Genomic DNA, 20,223 nt, shown 5'->3' with positions numbered 1-20,223 from the left:
ACTGATCCACCCCGAAGGGCTTCACCGTTCGACTTGCATGTGTTAAGCACGCCGCCAGCGTTCGTCCTGAGCCAGGATCAAACTCTCCGTGAATGTATACCCGTAATCGGGTCGACACCCGCGTTGAGCGGCACGGCAACCACCGGAATAGGGCGGCCCCGCGCACTGCGTCCTCGCTAGTGTTTGTTTCAAAAGGAATCTCCAACCCCGATCAGACGATCGAGGCCGGGGATGTCAACATATCTGGCGTTGACTTTTGGCACGCTGTTGAGTTCTCAAGGAACGGACGCTTCCTTCGGACCGCCTTCCAGCGGGCCCTCCGGGCGCTTCGTTCTTTCGTGTTCCCAGCTTATCAGATGTTTTCCGCTCCGTTTTCCGGGGCTTCGTCATCCAACTCGCCGGTGTCTTCCGGGGTTTGATGCCCCGTCCGACGTTTCAAACTCTAGCCGATCCCCGCTCCGAAAAGCGAATCCAGCCGCAATCCGATAAAAAGCGCACGCCGAATAAGCACCGAGCCGAGCCGCGAAAAAGCGAAACGACCGGTACGGACCGGAAGTGGTGTTTCAGGGGATTGGCCGCTCCGGGACCGTCCGCGCAGACGCGTGTCCGGTGCTCCCTGTCGAGCGACTAGAGAACACTACCCCTCTCCGGTGCCTGGGGCAAACCGGTGCCGGGGACGGTCCGGGTGCAGAGCGCGCGGCCCTGCTTCACGTACTCGCCGTTGGGGTGGTCGTTGCTGGAAACCCAGCGCAGGGCGGTGGCCTCGTCGCGGCCGCCGTCGCGGTGTCGGCGGAGCAGTCGCTCCTCGCGGACGGTGTCGTCGGTGTCGACGTACCAGAGCTCGCGCAGCAGCCGGCGGGCGTCCGGCCAGGGGGTGTCCGCGGAGGCGAGGTAGTTGCCCTCGGTGATGACCAGGCGGGTGTGCGGGCGGACGACGTGGCGGGCGGCGACCGGTTCGTCCAGGGTTCGGTCGAAGTCGGGGACGTAGATGTCCTGGAAGCGGTCGGCGGCGACCCGGCGCAGCAGGGCGAGGTAGCCGTGGGCGTCGAAGGTGGCCGGGGCGCCCTTGCGGTGGGTCAGCCCGAGGCGGACGAGCTGGGCGGCGGAGAGGTGGAAGCCGTCGAGCGGGAGGTACGCGGCGGTGCCGGGGCCTTCGGCGCGTTCGACCTCGGCGACCAGGTGGCGGGCGAGGGTGGACTTGCCGGCTCCGGGCGGGCCGACAAGTCCGAGGATCGTACGGGCGTTGCTGCCCGGGCCGCGGAGGAGTCCGCGGGCGAGGGCGGTGAGGCGGTCCTCGTTCATGGCCGCACCCTACTCACTGGCCCAGGCCTGGCGGCCGGCTCAGCCAAGGACCGGCTCAGACGATGACAGGGGTAGGGACGAGGGCGGGCTGCTCCAGGGTGAGCGTGCCGGCGTCCGCGTCGAGCACGACGGGGACGCCGAGCGGGACGGTGAGGGTGGACGGACAGTGGCCGAAACCCAGTTCCCAGAGCACGGGCACGCCGAGACCGCCGAGGCGGTCGAGCATCACGTCCCGGACCCGTTCGGGCCGCCCGCAGCCCTCCCAGGAGCCGAGGGCTATGCCGGCCACGCCGTCGAGGGCGCCGGAGCGCAGGAACTGGGTGAGCAGGCGGTCGAGCTGGTAGGGGTGCTCGTTGACGTCTTCGAGGACCAGGATGCTGCCCGTGTAGGAGGGGCGGGCGGCGGGCGTGCCGCGCTCGGCGGCGAGCACGTGGACGCAGCCCCCGGCGGTGACGCCGCGGGCACGGCCGGGGACGAGCGCGCCGGCGGTGGGCGAGGTGAGGACGGTGGTGGCGGCGGGGTCGAAGAGGGTCCGGCGCAGGTGCTCGGCGGTGGGGCCGTCCTCGACGAAGGAGGAGGCGGTGGCCATCGGCCCGTACAGGGTGGCGAGGCCGAGTCGCTGGGCGAAGGCCTCGTGCAGGGAGCTGACGTCGCTGAAGCCGATGAAGGGCTTGGGGCGGGCCGTGCGCATGGCGGTCCAGTCGAGCAGGTCGACGATGCGGTGGACGCCGTAGCCGCCTCGGGCGCAGATGACGGCGTCGACGGTGGGGTCGAGCCAGGCGTCCTGGATGTCGGCCGCGCGGTCGGTGTCGGTGCCGGCCAGGTAGCCGAGGGCGGGGTGGGTGTCGAGGACATGCGGGGCGACGGTGACACGCAGGCCCCAGGTGCGGAGGATCTCGCAGCCGGCGGTGAGTCGCCCGGCGTCGATCGGGCCGCTGGGGGCGACGACGGCGATGTGGTCGCCGGGGCGCAGTTGCGGCGGGCGGGTCAGTCCCTGGCCGGGCGTGGGCGGTTGCTGGTCCATGGACCGGGCCTTTCGGGGAAGGGGCGACTGTGGGCGGCCTCGGGGTGTGGTCGAGGCCGCCCGGTGACGATATGCCCGCCGGTCGACCGGCCGATGTCCGTGGACGGACGGACCGCAGTGGGTCCGTGCGGGTCGAGGGCGTAGAGGCCGTTGAGGGCCTTGAGGGTCTTGAGGGTCTTGAGGGCGTAGAGGCCGTGATGGCCCTTCAGATCGCGCCCATCACCTCCCGCACCTCGGCGAGGGTGGCGTCGGCGATGGCGTTGGCCCGTTCGGCGCCGTCCCGCAGGACCTGCCGCAGGTGGCCGCGGTCGGTGGCGAGCTCGGCACGGCGGGCGCGCAGCGGGCGGAAGTGCTCGTTGACGGACTCGATGACGGTGCGCTTGAGGGCGGCCGCACCGCCGTCGCCGATCTCCTCGGCGACGGCCTCCGGGTCGCGCTCCTGGCAGAGCGCGGCGAGCAGGACGAGTCCGGAGACCTCGGGGCGGGCGCTCGGGTCGTAGGTGATGCGGCGGTCGGCGTCGGTCTTCGCGCCGCGGATGATCCGGGCGGTGGTGTCCTCGTCGGCGCCGAGGGCGACGGCGTTGCCGCGGCTCTTGCTCATCTTGCCGCCGTCGGTGCCCGGCAGCATCGGGGCGTCGGAGAGCAGCGCCCGGGGGCGGGGGAAGACGGCCCTGCCGTCGGCGTGCGGGTAGCGCTCGTTGAAGCGGCGGGCGACGGTGCGGGCGACTTCGAGGTGGGGCAGCTGGTCCTGGCCGACCGGGACGAGGTCGGCCTTGCAGAACAGGATGTCGGCGGCCTGGTGGACGGGGTAGGTGAACATCAGTCCGTTGACGGCGGCCTGGCTGGAGTGGGCGATCTCGTCCTTGACGGTGGGGTTGCGGCTCAGTTCGGCGACGCTCACCAGGCTGAGGAAGGGCAGCAGCAGCTGGTTGAGGGCGGGGACGGCGCTGTGCGCGAAGATCGTGGCCCGTTCGGGGTCGAGGCCGGCCGCGAGGTAGTCGAGGACGAGGTTCTCGGTGTGCTCGGCGAGCCGGTCGGCGATGTCGCGGTCGGTGATGACCTGGTAGTCGGCGACCAGGACGAACATCTCGACGCCCTGGTCCTGCAGTCGGACCCGGTTCCGCAGGGTGCCGAAGTAGTGGCCGAGGTGGAGCGGGCCGGTGGGGCGGTCGCCGGTGAGGACGCGGTGGGAGGACGGGTCACCGAGCGGGTCCGTGGCGGTGAGGTCGGACGCGTCGGCGGCGGTGGTGGCGGTAGCGGTAGCGGTGGCGGCGGGGGTCATCGGGTTTCTCCCTCGGTACGGCGGTGGTTGGCGGCCGTCCGGGGCGCGGGGCCCGTCCCGTGGGGAAACGCGACAGGGCCGTCCATCCCGGACGGCCCTGGTCAGGCGAGTGTGGTGGCCGTCCTAGGACGGCCACCAGCACAGGCCCACGAAGCGCTTCATGGCTCCCACGATAGCGTCAGTCCTCCACGACCAGGGCCCTGGTGTCGTGGCGCAGCGTCTCGCCGCGGAAGAACTCCGGTCGGATCCGGCCGTACCAGGTCATCAGCGCGGCGCCGAGCAGCAGGATGCCGACGCCGATCACGAATACCGAGCCGATGCCGAACAGCGCGCCGCTGCCGTAGTCGGGGGACCAGGCGTCGGTGAGGGTCTGCAGGAAGACGGCGCTCAGCAGCAGGCCGCCGAGCAGTGGGGCGACGCCCTTGAGCAGCAGGTCGCGCAGGCTGCCGCGGAGCGAGCGGCGGAAGTACCAGACGCAGGAGAAGGCGGTCAGCGCGTAGTAGAAGCAGATCATCAGACCGAGCGCCAGGATGGTGTCCTGGACGACGTCCTCGCTGATCAGGCTCATCCCGACGTAGAACCCGGCGGTGGCGAGACCGGCCGCGACGGTCGCGTACCCGGGGGTGCGGAAGCGCGGGTGGACGGTGCCGAAGCGCGGCGGCACGGCACGGTACGCGCTCATCGCGAGCAGGGTGCGGGCCACCGGGATGAAGGTGGTCTGCAGGCTCGCGGCGGCACTGGCGACGACGGCCAGGAAGAGCAGGATGCTCCACGGTGAGCCGAGCACCGGGCGGGCGAGCGCGGCGAAGACGTTGTCGGCGGTCGCCGGATTGCCGAGGCCGTTGCCGGTACTGCCGACGCCGGCGAACATCTGGGCCGAGATCGCGACCAGCAGGTACGAGCCGACCAGGGTGACCATGGAGACCATCGCGGCCCGGCCCGGGGTCTTGGCGCTGCCGAGGGTCTCCTCGTTCATGGTGAGGCAGGTGTCCCAGCCCCAGTACATGAAGATCGACAGCGACAGGCCGGCGGTGAACGCGCTGAACGAGCCGACCTGGAGCGGGTTCAGCCAGGAGAAGGAGAAGCCGATCGAGTCGGGGAGGTCCCCGGCGGCGGCCTTGCCGATGGCGATGGCCGAGAACAGCAGCAGCACGGCCAGTTGGAGGCCGACCAGGCCGTACTGGAACCACTTGGTGGCCGTCATCCCCCGGTAACTCATCGCGGTGGCACCGGCGATGAGCAGCACCACGGTGAGCAGGTGGACGGCCTTGTTCTGGTCGAGCCCGGCGATCCAGTCGCTGCCGGTCATCTCGCCGAGCATCAGGTAGAGGAACTCCGTCGCGACTCCGGCCAGGTTGGAGAGCACGATGATGGTCGCGACGGTCAGTCCCCAGCCGGCCATCCAGCCGACCCGCGGGCCGAAGGCCTTGACCGACCAGGTGAAGGACGTCCCGCAGTCCGGGAAGTCCTTGTTCAGCTCCTTGTAGGCGAACGCGACGAGCAGCATCGGCAGGAAGCCCGCCAGGAACACCGCCGGCATCTGCACCCCGACCGCGGTGACCGTCGGTCCCAGCGTCGCGGTCAGGCAGTAGACCGGGGCGACCGTCGAGACGCCCAGCACCACGCTGCCCAGCAGGCCGACCGAGTTGCCCCGCAGGCCCTTGTCCCCCGCTCCCCCAGCCGTCCCCTGTTCGGGGACGCCACCACTGGTGCCACTGACCGGGGCACCCTGCGGAGCGCCGGGCGCCATTGCCCGGCCGCTGCTTGTGTGCTCTGAGAGCTGCTGATCAAACACCAGCGCACTCTAAGACGCACGAAAGAAGGTTGAATAGACCAACTCTTGGTGATTTTATGCACTTTCGATGACCTTTGACGTTCCGGCGAGCACCCCCGCACGGAGAGTGCGACAGGCGGCGAGATAGGTTTGCCTCACCTAACCTCTTATCTCGACCGCCCGGTCCCGACCGTGAAGGAGCGTCGCGTGGCCCCCGACTCCGACGACTCGACCCTCGCTCCCGCCCTCGCCCCCGTGGCTGCACCCGCACCCTCGTCTGCGCCCGTGCCCGCACCGCGCACCGCCGGCCGCCGTCGCTTCCTCACCATCGGAGTGACCGGCGCCGCGGTACTCGGCCTCGGCGGACTCCTCGCCGCCTGCGGCAGCTCGGGCGACAGTGGCAACAGCGGTGGCGGCGGCGGCGCGAAGCCCGGGAGCGGCGGTTCGCCCGACCAGAAGTCGGTCAAGCAGGGCGGCGACGACTACGCCACCGTCATCGAGAAGATGAAGGGCTTCGGCACCGACGCCGCCCCGGGCGTCTACCCGCGCACCGTCAAGCACGCCATGGGCGAGACCGTCATCCCCGCCAAGCCCACCCGGGTCGTGGTGCTGGACACCGGCGAGCTCGACAACGTCGTCTCGCTCGGCATCCAGCCGGTCGGCGTCGTCCACACCGACGCCTCCAAGTCGCTGCCCTCCTACCTAAAGGACAAGGCGGGCAACCCGGCCGCCGTCGGCACCATCAACAGCCTCAACCTGGAGGCGATCGCGGCGCTCAAGCCCGACCTGATCCTCGGCAGCCAGCTGCGCGCCCAGGACCAATACGCCCAGCTGTCGAAGATCGCGCCGACCGTCTTCTCGCTGCGCCCCGGCTACCCCTGGAAGCAGAACTTCCTGCTCAACGCCAGCCCCTTCGGCCTGCAGGCCGAGGCCCAGGCGCAGCTCGACGCCTACCAGGCGGCGGCCGCCGCGATCGGCACCGGGCTCGGCGGCAAGCGGCCCAGCATCACGCCACTGCGCTTCATGCCGGGCCGGACCAGGCTCTACGCCGAACTCTCCTTCATCGGCACCATCCTCACCGACGTGCCGCTGCCGCAGCCCGCGATCGAGCAGGTCAAGGAGCTCGCGGTGGAGGTCAGCCCGGAGCAGATCGACAAGGCGGACGCCGACTGGATCTTCTACGGCATGTACGGGAGCCCCAGTTCGACCAGCCAGGACGCGGTGCTCGGCGGGGCGCTCTGGAAGACGCTCGGCGCGGTCAAGTCCGGTCAGGCGCGGCCGGTTTCGGATGAGACCTGGTTCCTCGGGCTCGGCGTCATGGCCGCCAACGCGGTGCTCTCCGACCTCAAGGGCTTCGTCGCGCCCGGCAGTTGAGCCGATACGCCTGGTAGGGGCCGCCGCTGATCGCCGGGCGATCACGGCGTGCTCCCCAACACACGCCTGGGAATGACGCTTGGAGCTGGTGGCGCGGTGCGGGAGGATCGTCGGGACCATCCCCTGAAGGGCCCGCCGATGACCTCGCTCCACCCCCGTTCCACCGACTCCGCCCTGCCCGGCCCGCCCGCGGCCGGTGCCGGCTCCTCGCCCCGGGCCGACGCCCCCGAACCGCCCGGCTCGGGGGCTCCGATCTGCGCGATCGCGACGGCATCCGACGCCCACGCGGCCGACGCCCGGGCCGTCCCCGCCCGGGGCGACTCGGTGCCGCAGCCGCGCAGCCCGGAGGACGTCGAGGCGCAGCTCCGGCGTGCTGCGACGGGCGGCGCTGCGACGGATGGCGCTGCAACTGGTGGCGCTGCGACGGAACGTCTTGCGACGGACGCTGCCGCGACCGCGGCCCGGCTCCGGGAGGCCTTCGCCGGCCGGCTGCGGGCCGCGCGCGCCGAGGGGCGCTCGGTCGCCGAGCTGGCGGCCGCGTGCCGACGGCCGGTGGAAGAGGTGCGGGCGCTGCTCGGCGAGACCGCGGAGAAGACCGCGGAGAAGACCGCGGAGAAGACCGCGGAAAGGGCCGCGGAAAGGGCCGCGGAAAGGGCCGCGGAGAGGGCCGAGCAGGAGGTCGGACCGGGGTTCGTCAGCCTCCGGCAGCCCGCGGTGCCCACGGAGGGCAACCGGCCCTCGCCGGCGCCGCGTTCGGCGCGCGAGGAGCTCCGGAGCCTCGGCTCGCGACGGCCGTCGCCCTCCCGCCGGCTGCGCCAGATGCACCCGCAGGCCGCCCCGACCGGGCAGGAGGCGGCCGCACGGGAGACGGCCGCGACCGACCCGACCGGCGTGCGGCCGCGCGGTGCGGGGTGGGCGGGTGAACCTGCCGGTGCAACGGGGGTGGTGACCGGTCACCCGGCCGCGGTGCCCCCGGCTCACGCTGCGAACGGTGCCGACTCGGCGAACGCCTGGGCCGGGGACAGGGCCGGGGACAGGGCTTGGGATTCCCGGGCCGAACCGCCGCTCGGCATCCTGATCGGCGGCAGCCCGGTCCAGCCGGACGGCCTCGGCCGCCCGGAGGAGCGGACGCCGGTCCGGGTGGCCGCGGAGCCGATCCGGGTCGGGCGCGGGACCAGCCTGGTCGTGCTGCCCTCCTGGCGTCCCGCCATCGCCGTCTCGGTATCGACCGAGCAGCTGGTCGCCGAGACCGGGCTCACCGTCGGGCAACTCGCCCACGCCCAGCTGACGGTACGGATGAACCCCTGGGCGCTGCACGACCGGGAGCTGGACCTGCACGGCTGGGAGCCCGGGCCGGCCGGCCCCACCGGGCGTACCCGGCGCGGCGGGCGGGGCTAGCGGGCGGAGTCCGGCGGGCGCTACCGGGCGGGCGCTGCCGGGCGGGCAACCCGCCCGGAGCGGGGCTGCGGCTAGCGGGTGTTCGGGATGTAGCCGAGGTCGACGGGTACCGGAGGGTGCCCGTCGACCGCCCAGCCCGCGCGGACCGGCTCCAGCAGTTCCGGGAGCCGGGGCGGCCAGAGCGCGTCGGCGTTCTCGTCGGCGAGGTCGGCCGGGCTCCACCAGCGCCAGTCGAGGATCCGGTCCTCGGCGTGCACCGCGCTGACGTCACCGACCGGGCCGCGGTGCGGTCCGCGGGTGAGGTAGATGTGCTCGTGCTGGCGGACCGGGGTGCCGTGCCAGGTGAAGTCGTGCTCCCAGGTGCAGAGCAGCGGACCCGGTTCGAGGTCGGTCCAGCCGGTCTCCTCCCACAGCTCGCGCCGGGCCCCGACCGGCGGGGTCTCGCCCGGCTCCAGCCCGCCGCCGGGCATGGTCCAGTGGACGCCGACCTCGTCGTTGTCCGAGCGGAGCAGGAACACCGAGCCGTTCCCGTCCAGGACCACCGTGCGGGCGGCCCGGCGGGGAACGCGTCTGCGCGGTCGCAGCAGTCTTCGCATCGGGACACTCTGACAGCGCCGACACCGGGCGTCGACCGAATTCACCGCCCCGGTCACCCACTGGGGGGGGTGGCCCCGGGCGCCCGACCGCCGACGGAACGCAGCCGGAGCGGCCCGCTGGCCTTACCCTGACCGCCATGCCCGTACCCTCGATCCTCTTCCCCGCCGATCCGCTCAACCCGCGCCGGCCCGATCCGCATTTCGCCTGGGAGGCCCGGCTGCTGCGGGAGTTGGGCGGCGAGCACCATCTCGTCGACCATGACGCGCTGCTCGCCGGACACGCCGAGGAGGCGGTCCGGCGGGTGCCCCGGGACGCCGGGCCGCTCTGGTACCGCGGCTGGATGCTCCCCTCCGCCCGCTACGCCGAGTTCGCCGCCGCCCTCACCGCCCGCGGCGGCAACCTGCTGACCAGCGCGCCCGGCTACGCGGCGGCGCACGAACTGCCCGGCTGGTACGGGGTGTTCGAGGGCGCGACCCCGCCCAGTGTCTGGATCCCGGCCGACGGGACGGCGGCGCCCACGCCGGAGGAGCTGGCGGACGCCGCGGCCCGGCTCGGCGGGACCGGGCCGGCGATCGTCAAGGACTACGTGAAGTCGCGCAAGCACGAGTGGCACGAGGCCTGCTACGTACCGGAGTTGGCGGACCTGGCGGCCGTCGGCCGGGTGGTCGGGCGGTTCGTCGAGCTGCAGGGCGAGTTCCTGGCCGGCGGGGTGGTGCTGCGGCGGTACGAGGAGTTCGAGCGCACCGGCCGGTCGGACCGGGAGGGCGCGCATGTCGAGGACGGCGCGGACGGCGGGGACGGCACCGGACGGGCCGTGGAGGCCCGGGTGTGGTGGCTCGACGGCCGACCGATCCTGGTCGGGCCGCACCCGGACGCCCCGCACCAGCGGGTCGAGCCCGACCTCACCCACGTGCCCGCGCTGGTGCGAAGACTCGGCTGCCGCTTCGTCACCACCGACCTCGCCCGCCTGGCCGACGGCTCCGGCTGGCGGGTGGTGGAGGTCGGGGACGGCCAGGTGAGCGACCTGCCGCGCGGGGTCGACGCCTCGGGCCTGCTGGCCTCGCTGATCGCCGCCTGAGCCCACAGCTCGCCCGGAGGGGCAGCCCCGGAAGCGTGGTCGGACGGTCCGACCGCCCGATGGCCGACCCGGGTGTCGGACCGGCCCTCGACCACGGCGTGGCGGCTGCCCCGCGGCCACCCGACGGCTACCCGGCGGCGACCGTCTCGGCCGGTGCCGGGTGGCCGTCCGCGATGAACGCCTGCCAGAGCCTGGCGTACGTCCCGTCCAGGGCGAGCAGTTCGGTGTGGGTGCCGTCCTCGACCACCCGGCCGTGGTCCAGCACGACCACCCGGTCCGCGCGTTCCGCGGTGGTCAGCCGGTGGGCGATGACCAGGGTCGTGCGCCCGCCGCTGAGCCGGTCCGCGGCCTGGTTGACGGCGGCCTCGGTGGCGAGGTCGAGCGCCGCGGTGGCCTCGTCCAGCAGCAGGATGTCCGGGTCGACCAGTTCGGCCCGGGCCAGCGCGATCAGCTGGCGCTGGCCCGCCGAGAGGTTCCGCCCGCGGCCGGCCACCTCGTGGTCGTAGCCGCCCGACAGCCGGACGATCATGTCGTGCGCGCCGACCGCCCGGGCCGCCGTCTCCACCTCGGCGGCCGAGGCGGCCGGGCGGCCGTAGGCGATCGCCTCGCGGACGGTGCCCGCGAACAGGTACGCCTCCTGCGGGACCACGCCCAGGCGGTGGCGGTACTGGGCCAGGTCGTAGCGGGTGAGGTCCACCCCGTCGACCCGGACGGTGCCCTCGGTCGCGTCGTAGAAGCGGGCGACCAGCTTGACCAGCGTCGACTTGCCCGCGCCGGTCTCGCCGACCAGCGCCACCGTCTGACCGGCGGGTATGTGCAGGTCGACGGCGCTCAGCACGTCCGGTGCGCCGTCCGCTCCGCCGTTGTAGGCGAAGCCGACGCCCTCGAAGCTGATCTCGCCGCGCAGCCCCTTCGCCACCGGGACGGGGTCGGCCGCCGCGGCCGTGGTGGTCGGGGTGCGCAGCAGTTCACGGATCCGGCCGAGGCCCACCGAGGCCTGCTGGTAGCCGTCGAACACCTGGGACAGCTGGTTGACCGGGGCGAAGAACAGGTCGATGTAGAGCAGGTACGCGACCAGCGCGCCGACCGTCAGCGTCCCCGCGTCCACCCGGGCGGCGCCCACGATCAGCACCAGTGCGGCGGCCACGCTGGAGAGGAACTGGACGAACGGGAAGTACAGCGAGATGTAGAACTGCGCCCGGACCCGGGCCTCCCGGTAGGCGATGCCGCGGGCCACGAAGCGGTCGGTGTTGGTGTCGAGGCGACGGAACGCCTGGACGATCCGCATGCCGGCCACGTTCTCCTGGAGGTCCGCGTTGACCGTGCTGATCAGGTCCCGGGAGAGCTCGTACTGGTCCTTGGACTTCTTCCGGAACACCAGGGTGGCGATCACCAGCAGCGGCAGCACGGCGAAGACCACCAGGGCCAGGCCGGCGTCGATGATCAGCAGGGCCACGAAGATCCCGGCGAAGGTCAACAGGCTGACCACGGCGGTGACCATGCCGGTCTGCAGGAAGGACGTCAGCGAGTCCAGGTCGGTGGTCATCCGGGTCATGATCCGGCCGGTCAACTCGCGCTCGTAGTAGTCCAGGCCGAGCCGGTTGAGGTGGGCGAAGATCTTGAGCCGGAGGGTGTAGAGCACGCGCTCGCCGGTCCGGCCGCTGACCCGGTTCTCGGCGCCCTGCACCAGCCAGTCCAGCAGCACCACGACGAGGGCGGTGATCGACGCCACCGCGACACCGGACATCAGGCCCTTGCGGACACCCTCGTCGATGCCGTGCCGGATCAGCACCGGCAGCACCAGTCCGGCGGCCGCGTCCAGGGCGACCAGCAGGAAGGCGATGAGCAGCGGGGTGCGGAAGGGGCGCAGCAGGCGGCCCAGGCTGAAATCGGGGTCACCGGCCTCGGCCTCGGCGCGCGGGACGGCGGGGGCGTCGGAGGCCGGCGGGAGGGCGGCGACCTTTGCCAGCAGCTCGGGGTCGGCGGTGCGGGCCGCCTTGACGAGGGCGGGGGTGGGGAGCGCGGGGGGCTGCGGGGCGGGCTGGTTCTGGTGCTCGGCCGGTGCCTGCTGCCCGGCCGGTGCGGACTGTTCGGTCCGGTTGCTCTGGTTGCTCTGGTTGCTCAGGTACTCGGGCTCGGCCTGCGGCTGCGGTGTACGGCCGGCCTCGGGGTCGGTGATCAGGGCCCGGTACTGGGGACATCGGGCTTCGAGTTCCTCGTGCGTGCCGAGGTCCAGGAGTCGGCCGTGGTCCAGGACGGCGATCCGGTCGGCGAGTTGGAGCGTCGAGCGACGGTGGGCGATCAACAGGGTGGTGCGGCCGGTCATCACCGAGCGCAGTGCGTCGTGGATCTCCGCCTCGACCTGCGGGTCGACGGCCGAAGTGGCGTCGTCCAGCAGCAGGATCCGGGGGTCGGTGAGGATCGCCCGGGCCAGGGCGATGCGCTGGCGCTGGCCTCCGGAGAGGGTCAGTCCCTGCTCGCCGACCTTGGTCTCGTAACCGTCCGGCAGCGCGCGGACGAACTCGTCGGCCTGGGCGGCGCGCGCTGCGGCGACGATCTGCTCGTCGGTGGCGTCCGGGCGGCCGTAGGCGATGTTGGTGCGGACCGACTCCGAGAAGAGGAAGCTCTCCTCGGGCACGATGCCGACCGCCGCACGGACCGAGTCCAGGGTGAGGTCTCGCAGGTCGTGGCCGTAGAGGCGGACGGCGCCGGCCGCCGGATCGTAGAAGCGGGGCACCAACTGGGCAACCGTCGACTTGCCGGAGCCGGAGGCGCCCACCAGGGCGAGGGTCTCGCCGGGGGCCAGCTTGAGGCTGAGCCCGTGCAGCACGGGGGCGGGGTGTTCCGGGTCGTAGCGGAACTCGACGCGGTCGAACTCCAGGGCGACATCCGGGGTACGGGGGCCGGTCGTGCCGGCGGTGCCGGTCGTGCCGGTGGTGCCGGTCGTGCCGGTGGTACCGGTCGGGACGTCGGCTTCGGTGTCGTCGCCGGAGGGGACGGCGCCGTTGCGCGTCAGGTCCAGGGTGAGCGCGTCCGGGCGCTCCTGGACCAGCGGGCGCTCGTCGATCAGCTGCAGGACCCGCTCGACGCCGGCCCGGGCCTGCTGGCCGACCGTGATGACCATGGTCATCATCCGGACCGGACCGGTCATCTGCGCGACGTAGGTGGAGAAGGCGACGAACGTCCCCAGCGTGACCCGACCGTCGACGGCCAGCCAGCCGCCGAAGGCCAGCACCGCGACCTGGGCGAGGGCCGGTATGGCCTGCATCGCCGGGTTGTAGCGGGCGTTCAGGCGTATCGACCGGAGCCGGGCGGCAAACAGGTTGCGGGAGACCAGCTCCAGCTTGTCCTGCTCCTGCGCCTCCTGGCCGAAGCCCTTGACCACCCGGACGCCGCCGATCGCACCGTCCACCACGCCCGCCACGGCGGCCGCCTCCTGCTGGGCCGCCCAGGTGGCCGGGAACAGGCGCTTGCGGCTGAGCACGCTGACCCACCACAGCGCGGGGGCCATGACCAGCGCGACCAGGGTCAGCGGCGGGGACAGCCAGACCATCACGCCCAGCGACATCACGAACATCAGCAGGTAGCCGGTCATCATCGGCAGCATCGAGAGCAGGCCGTTGATCAGCTGGAGGTCGGAGGTCGCGCGCCCCACCACCTGGCCGGTGTCCAGGCGGTCCTGGCGGTGGCCGTCCAGCCGGCCGAGCGAGCGGAACAGGTCGCTGCGCATGTCGTGCTGGACGTCGAGGGCCAGCCGGCCGCCGTAGTAGCGGCGGACCTGGGTGCAGCCGAAGACCACGAGGGCGGCGAGCAGCAGCAGTACGGCCCACGGGGTCAGCGATCGGGTGTGGGCGACGATGACGTCATCGATGATCAGCTTGGTGACCAGCGGCACCAGCGCGGTGACGGCCATGCCCAGCAGCGAGGCTCCGAAGGCGAGCAGCACGCTGCGGCGGGACCGCCAGCTGTAGCCGATCAGTCGGCGCAGCCAGCCGTGGGCCTGGGCGGGCGTGCCCGGGTCGCCGGTCGCGCCCGGGTTGCCGGTCGAGGCTGGGTTGCCGGCCGTGCCCGGCTCGGGGCGTGCGTCAGTGGCCTGCGGTCCGTCGCCGGCCGCCTCCGGGTTCGGACCGGGGGCGAGTGGGCCGCTCGGGGATTGCTCCACCATGGATCCGTGAGTCTCGGGCATATTTAGGGATGCTAACCATTTCGTCGGGTGGCCGCCACGGCATTTCCGGCCGCTCACTGCGGTCGGGACTGGCTCCGTTACGGCCCGGATCGTCCGGTCCGGCGACTGGGCAACAGCCTGCGGCCTGCGGTGATTCCCGATCGAACGCAGCTGCGACCCAATGCCCCGGCCCTGCCCCCAAGGATCGCCCGGGCACCCGCCGCGCGCCCAGCGGCCCGGGGCGGGCGGGCACCCTCCTTTGGACCTATGGCCGCGGCCCTAGGCCTGGGAGTCGGCGGCGACGGACTCGGCGGCGGCCGCGAAGGCGCCGTGGGCGAGGGTGTGCAGCAGTGCAGCCATGCCGTCGCGCTGCAGACCGGCGCGCTCACCCTGGGCCGGGTTCGGGCTGAGGCTGTGCGGGGTCGAGTTGATCAGGCCGAAGACCGCGTGCACGGCGGCTCGCGCCACCGGCTCGGCGATGGGGGCGGCGAGCGGCGGGTGGGCCTGCCGGACCACGTCCACCCACAGTTCCACATAGCCGCGCTGGAGCCGCCGGACGGTGCGGCGGTCCTCCTCCTTGAGGTTCAGCAGCTCGCGGTCGTGCAGGGTGATCAGGTCGCGGTCGTTCAGGGCGAAGTCGACGTGGCCGCTGATCAGCGCGTCCAGCGTGGCGGTCGGACCGTCGCCGCCGCCCGCCCGGCGGCGCCCCTCCTCGAGCAGGCGCTCGCTGATGCCGATCAACAGGTCGGCCAGCATCGCGTCCTTGCCGGCGAAGTGGCGGTAGAGGCCGGGGCCGCTGATGCCGACGGCCTTGCCGATCTCGTCCACGCCCACGCCGAGGAAGCCCCGGGCGGCGAACAGTCGCGCGGCCTCCCGGCGGATCTGGTCGCGGCGTGGGAGCGCGGAGGCTGCGGGGACGTTCGGCATGCCGTCCATCGTAGACAGTCGGGTTATCGACCGTTAACCTGGGCGCGTAAGTTAACGTTAATTAACGTGAGGATCAGGGGCGCACCGTACTCGGCACGCCCACCTGCTGCCGAGGGCAAGGGAGCTCTTGGGAATGGTCATCTCAACCACCGGCGCCCCCTCCGGGGTCCGGCTCACCGCAGCGACCGGCACCGCGGCGGCACCGGGTGCCGCAGCGTCGGGGGCCGCTCCGGCACCCCGGCTCGGCACCTCCGCCGACCCGGGCTCCCCGGCCTACCGGGCCAACACCGAGGCGCACCGGGCCCTGGTCGCCGAACTGCGCGCCAAGCTCGACGCCGCCGCCCTCGGCGGGGGCGCCAAGGCCCGCGCCCGGCACACCTCGCGCGGCAAGCTCCTCCCCCGTGACCGGGTGGACACCCTGCTCGACCCGGGCTCGCCCTTCCTGGAGCTGGCCCCGCTGGCCGCCGACGGGATGTACGAGGGTGCGGCACCCGCGGCCGGGGTGATCGCCGGCATCGGCCGGGTCGCCGGACGCGAGGTGGTGGTGGTCGCCAACGACGCCACCGTCAAGGGCGGCACCTACTACCCGATGACGGTGAAGAAGCACCTGCGCGCCCAGGAGGTCGCGCTGGAGAACCGCCTGCCCTGCATCTACCTGGTGGACTCCGGCGGCGCCTTCCTCCCGATGCAGGACGAGGTCTTCCCGGACCGCGACCACTTCGGCCGGATCTTCTACAACCAGGCCCGACTCTCGGCCGCGGGCATCCCGCAGATCGCCGCCGTGCTCGGCTCCTGCACGGCCGGCGGCGCGTACGTCCCGGCGATGAGCGACCAGGCGGTGATCGTCCGCAACCAGGGCACGATCTTCCTGGGCGGACCGCCGCTGGTGAAGGCCGCCACCGGCGAGGTGGTCACGGCCGAGGAGCTGGGCGGCGGCGAGCTGCACTCCCGCACCTCGGGCGTGACGGACCACCTGGCCGAGGACGACGCCCACGCCCTCTCCATCGTCCGCACGATCGTGTCCGAGCTCGGCCCGCGCGCGGCCAAGCCGTGGCCGCTCACCGCGGTCGAGCCGCCGGCCGTCGACCCGGCGGGCCTGTACGGCGCCGTCCCGGTCGACCCGCGCACGCCCTACGACGTGCGCGAGGTGATCGCCCGACTGGTCGACGGCAGCCGCTTCGCCGAGTTCAAGGCCGAGTACGGCGCGACCCTGGTCACCGGCTTCGCCCGGATCCACGGCCACCCGGTCGGCATCGTCGCCAACAACGGCGTGCTGTTCTCCGAATCGGCCGTCAAGGGCGCGCACTTCATCGAGTTGTGCGACCAGCGCGGCATCCCCCTCCTCTTCCTGCAGAACATCACCGGCTTCATGGTCGGCCGGCAGTACGAGGCGGGCGGCATCGCCAAGCACGGCGCCAAGATGGTCAACGCCGTCGCCTGCACCCGGGTCCCGAAGCTGACCGTGGTGATCGGCGGCTCGTACGGGGCCGGCAACTACTCGATGTGCGGCCGGGCCTACTCGCCCCGCTTCCTGTGGATGTGGCCGGGCGCCAAGATCTCGGTGATGGGCGGCGAGCAGGCGGCCTCCGTGCTGGCCACCGTCCGGCGCGACCAGTTGGAGGCGCGCGGCGAGGAGTGGCCGGGCGAGGCGGAGGAGGAGTTCAAGCGCCCGGTCCGCGAGCAGTACGAGCGCCAGGGCAGCGCCTACTACGCCACCGCCCGGCTCTGGGACGACGGCGTGATCGACCCGATGGACACCCGCACCGTCGTCGGCCTCGCCCTCACTGCCTGCGCCAACGCCCCGCTGGCGCCGCCCGCTCCGTTCGGCGTCTTCCGCATGTGACCGCGCCGATGCGACCACTCCGCTGCAACCGATCCGGTGTCACCGCTCCGATGTGACTCCCCTCTTCCGGGTGTGACTCCTGCGGCGCCGGTCCGACGACCGGGCCGGCGCCTCGACCGCCCACCGCCACCTCCTTCTTACGGCTCCCCTCGACCCGGAGGAACGCCTCCCATGTTCGACACAGTTCTGGTCGCCAACCGCGGTGAGATCGCCCTGCGGGTGATCCGCACCCTGCGGCGGCTCGGCGTCCGCTCGGTCGCCGTGTTCAGCGACGCGGACGCCGACGCACCGCACGTCCGCGAGGCCGACGTCGCGGTCCGGCTCGGCCCGGCCGACCGCAGCGACAGCTCGGCCGCCGAGACCTACCTGCGCACCGACCAGATCCTCGCCGCCGCCCGCCGCACCGGCGCCCAGGCCGTCCACCCCGGTTACGGCTTCCTCGCCGAGAACGCCGGCTTCGCCCGCGCCTGCGCGGACGCGGGCCTCGTCTTCATCGGACCGCCTCCCGGTGCGGTCGAGCTGATGGGTGACAAGATCAACGCCAAGGAGGCCGTCCGGACCGCCGGTGTCCCGGTGGTCCCCGGCAGCCAGGCCACCGCGCCCACCGACGAGGACCTCGTCGCCGCCGCCGACGGGATCGGTTACCCCGTCCTGCTCAAGCCCTCCGCCGGTGGTGGCGGCAAGGGCATGCGCCTGGTGCGGGACCCGGCCGAACTGCCCACCGAGATCGCCGCCGCCCGCCGCGTCGCCCGGACCGCCTTCGGTGACGACACCCTGCTGCTGGAACGGTGGATCGACCGACCGCGCCACATCGAGGTGCAGGTGCTCGCCGACGCCCACGGCACCACCGTCCACCTCGGCGAGCGCGAGTGCAGCCTCCAACGCCGCCACCAGAAACTGATCGAAGAGGCTCCCTCCGTCCTGCTCAATGCCGAGACCCGCGCCGCGATGGGCGCCGCGGCCGTCCGGGCCGCCGAGTCCTGCGGCTACACCGGCGCCGGCACCGTGGAGTTCATCGTCCCCGGCATCGACCCGGACGCCCCCGCCTCCGCCGCCGAGGGGGTGCGGGACTTCTTCTTCATGGAGATGAACACCCGCCTCCAGGTCGAGCACCCCGTCACCGAACTCGCCGTCGCCGTCGGTCCGGACTCGGCCCGACTGGACCTGGTCGAGTGGCAACTGCGTGTCGCCGCGGGCGAGCCGCTCTCCTTCACCCAGTCCGACATCTCCTTCCTGGGCCACGCCATCGAGGCCCGCATCTGCGCCGAGGACCCGGAACGGGACTTCCTGCCCACCGGCGGTCGCATCCTCACCCTGGACGAGCCCCAGGGCGAGGGCATCCGGGTCGACTCCGGGGTCGCCCCCGGAACCGTCATCACCAGCGCCTACGACCCCATGCTCGCCAAGGTCATCGCGTACGGGCCCGACCGCCCGACCGCGTTGCGCCGGCTCCGCGCCGCGCTGGCCGACACCCGCATCCTGGGTGTCACCACCAACACCGGCTTCCTGCGCCGGCTGCTCGCCCACCCCGAGGTCGTCGCCGGCCGACTGGACACCGGCCTGGTGGAACAGACGGCCCAACAGCAGCCGGCCCTGCTCGTCGCGCCGTACTCCCCGTCGAGCGCGGCGGCGTCGAGCGCGGCCGCACCGAACGCGGCGGAATCGAGCACCACCGCCGCGGCCGCCGATGCGTCGGCGTCCGAACCGCCGTCACCTGCCCACCTCCTCTACTACGCGGCCGCGCTGGCACGGCACTTGGACCTCACCCCGGCCGCCGACCCCGGCGGCTGGACCGACCCGTTCTCCCTCCCCTCCGGCTGGCGCCTGGGCGGCACCCCCGCCTGGACCACCCACCGACTCCGTACCCCCGGCCAGGACCCGGTCTCGGTGCGCATCCGTTCGATCACTGCGGGCAACGTAACCGAGACCACTGACAATTCCCCCGAGCGCACCCGCGAGGTGGAGCTCCGACTGGACGCCGGGCCCGTCCACCGGGCCCGCGCGACCCTGGCGGCCGACCGGCTGCACCTGACCGTCGACGGCCTGCAGACCGCCTTCACGCTGGCCACCGACGCCACCCCCGGCCTCCCGGCCGGCCCGGTGACCTGGCTCGGCATCGAGGGCGACGCCTGGCCGATGCACGCGTACGACCCGGTCGTCGAAAGCACCGCCGGCGCGTCGGCGCACCACGGCGCGCTGACCGCCCCGATGCCCGGCACCGTCACGGTCGTCAAGACCACGGCGGGCGAGACCGTCCGCAAGGGCCAGCCCCTGCTCGTGTTGGAGGCCATGAAGATGGAACACGTGATCGCCGCGCCGCACGACGGCGTGGTGGCCGAGCTGCGGGCGACCGCCGGCGCCACCGTCGCGATGGAGGATCTGCTGGTCGTGGTCACCCCGGCCGAGGAGGCCGCCGAGGTCGCGGAGGTGCGGTCATGACGCCCCGGGAGACCCCGGTCGAGGAGACCGCCGCCCGCGAGCCCGACGCGCTCGACCTGGGCCTGCCCGACCCGGTCCGCGCCCCCGGCCTGCCGGAGGAGGTCCGGATCCACGAGGTCGGGCCGCGCGACGGGCTGCAGAACGAGAGCTCCCTGGTGCCCGTCGAGGTCAAGGCGGAGTTCATCGGCCGACTCGCCGCCGCCGGGCTTCGGACCGTCGAGGCGACCAGCTTCGTTCACCCGAAATGGGTACCCCAGCTCGCCGACGCCGAAGAGCTGGTACCCAGGCTCGCCGACCTGCCGGAGCGCCACCCGGGCCTGCGGCTGCCGGTGCTGGTGCCCAACGAGCGCGGCCTCGACCGCGCGCTCGCCCACCACGCCACCGACATCGCGGTGTTCGCCAGCGCCACCGAGACCTTCGCCCGGCGCAATCTCAACCGCTCGGCGGACGAGGCCATGGCGATGTTCCGCCCGGTCGTGGCCCGGGCCGCCGAGGCCGGGGTCGCCGTCCGCGGCTACCTCTCGATGTGCTTCGGCGACCCCTGGGAGGGGCCCGTCCCGGTCGACCAGGTGGTCCGCTACGGCGTCCAGCTGCTGGAGATGGGCTGCGCCGAGCTGAGCCTCGGCGACACCATCGGCGTGGCCACCCCCGGCCAGGTCGGCGCGGTGCTGGCCGGGTTCGCGAACGCCGGCGTGCCGGTCGGCCGGCTCGCGGTGCACTTCCACGACACCTATGGCCAGGCGCTCAGCAACACCCTGGCAGCGCTGCGCGAGGGCGTCACCACGGTGGACGCGTCGGCCGGCGGCCTGGGCGGCTGCCCGTACGCGAAGAGCGCCACCGGCAACCTGGCCACCGAGGACCTGGTGTGGATGCTGCACGGGCTCGGCGTCCGGACCGGTGTCGACCTGCGCGCGCTGGTCGCGACCAGCGGCTGGATGGCCGGGCGCCTCGGCCGCCCGAGCCCCTCCCGCACCGTCCAGGCGCTGCTCGGTGCCTCCCGGGGCTGACCCGCCCCGCCCG

The 20,223-nt window shown here is 73.0% G+C and carries 13 protein-coding genes and 1 rRNA gene; 6 read left to right on the top strand and 8 right to left on the bottom strand.

The window, feature by feature from the left end:
- From ABTY61_RS12440 to ABTY61_RS12420, 5 genes are all read right to left on the bottom strand, one after another.
- Positions 1-93: ribosomal RNA gene (locus ABTY61_RS12440) — 16S ribosomal RNA — on the bottom strand; the annotation flags it as partial.
- A 534-nt stretch (positions 94-627) separates the two neighbouring features.
- Positions 628-1,302, bottom strand: coding sequence for a nucleoside/nucleotide kinase family protein (locus ABTY61_RS12435; protein ID WP_350504904.1), 675 nt, complete (start codon positions 1,300-1,302; stop codon positions 628-630).
- Between the two features lie 55 nt (positions 1,303-1,357).
- Positions 1,358-2,326: a S66 peptidase family protein gene (locus tag ABTY61_RS12430; protein WP_350504903.1), complete on the bottom strand. Its 969-nt coding sequence runs from the start codon at positions 2,324-2,326 to the stop codon at positions 1,358-1,360.
- Positions 2,327-2,531: 205 nt separating this feature from the next.
- Positions 2,532-3,608: a tryptophan--tRNA ligase gene (trpS, locus tag ABTY61_RS12425; RefSeq protein ID WP_350504902.1), complete on the bottom strand. Its 1,077-nt coding sequence runs from the start codon at positions 3,606-3,608 to the stop codon at positions 2,532-2,534.
- A gap of 178 nt (positions 3,609-3,786) precedes the next feature.
- Complete coding sequence (locus ABTY61_RS12420; protein ID WP_350504901.1) at positions 3,787-5,358, bottom strand: APC family permease; 1,572 nt, start codon at positions 5,356-5,358, stop codon at positions 3,787-3,789.
- Positions 5,359-5,667: 309 nt separating this feature from the next.
- Between ABTY61_RS12420 and ABTY61_RS12415 the strand changes: the two genes are divergently transcribed.
- Positions 5,668-6,756 (top strand): ABC transporter substrate-binding protein, encoded by a 1,089-nt coding sequence (locus ABTY61_RS12415; RefSeq protein ID WP_502895283.1) that lies wholly within the window; start codon positions 5,668-5,670, stop codon positions 6,754-6,756.
- Positions 6,757-6,894: 138 nt separating this feature from the next.
- Entirely contained in the window at positions 6,895-8,154 is a 1,260-nt protein-coding gene (locus ABTY61_RS12410) for a hypothetical protein (RefSeq protein WP_350504899.1), read from the top strand.
- 71 nt (positions 8,155-8,225) lie between these two features.
- Here the strand turns inward: ABTY61_RS12410 and ABTY61_RS12405 are convergent, their stop codons facing one another.
- Positions 8,226-8,750: an NUDIX hydrolase gene (locus ABTY61_RS12405; RefSeq protein WP_350504898.1), complete on the bottom strand. Its 525-nt coding sequence runs from the start codon at positions 8,748-8,750 to the stop codon at positions 8,226-8,228.
- A gap of 137 nt (positions 8,751-8,887) precedes the next feature.
- On the opposite strand from ABTY61_RS12405, the gene ABTY61_RS12400 reads away from it, so the two are divergent.
- A complete protein-coding gene (locus ABTY61_RS12400) occupies positions 8,888-9,829 on the top strand; it encodes an ATP-grasp domain-containing protein (RefSeq protein ID WP_350504897.1) in 942 nt (313 codons plus the stop codon).
- A 127-nt stretch (positions 9,830-9,956) separates the two neighbouring features.
- Here the strand turns inward: ABTY61_RS12400 and ABTY61_RS12395 are convergent, their stop codons facing one another.
- Both ABTY61_RS12395 and ABTY61_RS12390 read right to left on the bottom strand, forming a co-directional pair.
- The gene (locus tag ABTY61_RS12395) at positions 9,957-14,015 is read right to left on the bottom strand and encodes an ABC transporter transmembrane domain-containing protein (protein ID WP_350504896.1); all 4,059 of its coding nucleotides are present in this window, start codon (positions 14,013-14,015) and stop codon (positions 9,957-9,959) included.
- Between the two features lie 258 nt (positions 14,016-14,273).
- Positions 14,274-14,921 (bottom strand): SACE_7040 family transcriptional regulator, encoded by a 648-nt coding sequence (locus ABTY61_RS12390; protein ID WP_350504895.1) that lies wholly within the window; start codon positions 14,919-14,921, stop codon positions 14,274-14,276.
- Positions 14,922-15,054: 133 nt separating this feature from the next.
- Here ABTY61_RS12390 and ABTY61_RS12385 point away from each other — a divergent pair, with 133 nt between their 5' ends.
- The 3 genes from ABTY61_RS12385 to ABTY61_RS12375 all read left to right on the top strand — a co-directional run bounded on the left by ABTY61_RS12385 (position 15,055) and on the right by ABTY61_RS12375 (position 20,210).
- On the top strand, positions 15,055-16,764 hold the full coding sequence (locus ABTY61_RS12385) for a carboxyl transferase domain-containing protein (protein ID WP_350504894.1): 1,710 nt from the start codon (positions 15,055-15,057) through the stop codon (positions 16,762-16,764).
- 171 nt (positions 16,765-16,935) lie between these two features.
- Complete coding sequence (locus ABTY61_RS12380; protein ID WP_350504893.1) at positions 16,936-19,203, top strand: ATP-binding protein; 2,268 nt, start codon at positions 16,936-16,938, stop codon at positions 19,201-19,203.
- A complete protein-coding gene (locus ABTY61_RS12375; RefSeq protein ID WP_350504892.1) occupies positions 19,200-20,210 on the top strand; it encodes a hydroxymethylglutaryl-CoA lyase in 1,011 nt (336 codons plus the stop codon). Before ABTY61_RS12380 ends, ABTY61_RS12375 begins: the two co-directional genes overlap by 4 nt.
- The last annotated feature ends 13 nt before the right edge of the window (positions 20,211-20,223 follow it).

The sequence above is a fragment of the Kitasatospora sp. NPDC096128 genome (assembly GCF_040303105.1).
Lineage (GTDB): Bacteria > Actinomycetota > Actinomycetes > Streptomycetales > Streptomycetaceae > Kitasatospora.
This window is presented reverse-complemented; position numbering and strand designations above follow the sequence as displayed.